The sequence below is a fragment of the Flavobacterium sp. FlaQc-49 genome, assembly GCF_044005985.1.
Classification (GTDB): Bacteria; Bacteroidota; Bacteroidia; order Flavobacteriales; family Flavobacteriaceae; genus Flavobacterium; species Flavobacterium cupriresistens.
The window spans coordinates 1-309 of record NZ_JBIPCS010000044.1 but is presented as its reverse complement, the minus strand read 5'-3'; the positions used below and the strand labels follow the sequence as shown (position 1 = coordinate 309).

At 36.2% G+C, this 309-nt stretch carries 1 rRNA gene; it reads left to right on the top strand.

Features of this window, described 5'->3' with window-relative positions:
• Positions 1-111 (top strand): 23S ribosomal RNA (locus ACHRV3_RS23010); the annotation flags it as partial.
• Positions 112-309 lie beyond the last annotated feature (198 nt).

The window sequence follows — 309 nt, the reverse complement described above, 5'->3', positions numbered from 1 at the left end:
AAGATGAGATTTCTTTTAAGGATCGTGGAAGATGACCACGTTGATAGGCTATAGATGTAAAGGCAGTAATGTCATAGTCGAGTAGTACTAATAATCCGTAAGCTTATGTACACCCTTTTCCCCACACCTTGGTGTGGGGAAGAAACTTTCTCCCTTCGACTCATGTCAAGGACTTTTTTATATTCTTTATCTCAGTATGTTAAGATATTGTTGCAATTATTTAATTATTAATTATAAATTTTTAATTAATTGTACGTTACCTCAAGTAACAACGACCTTAAGGTGGTTATTGCGGCGGGGCTCACCTCT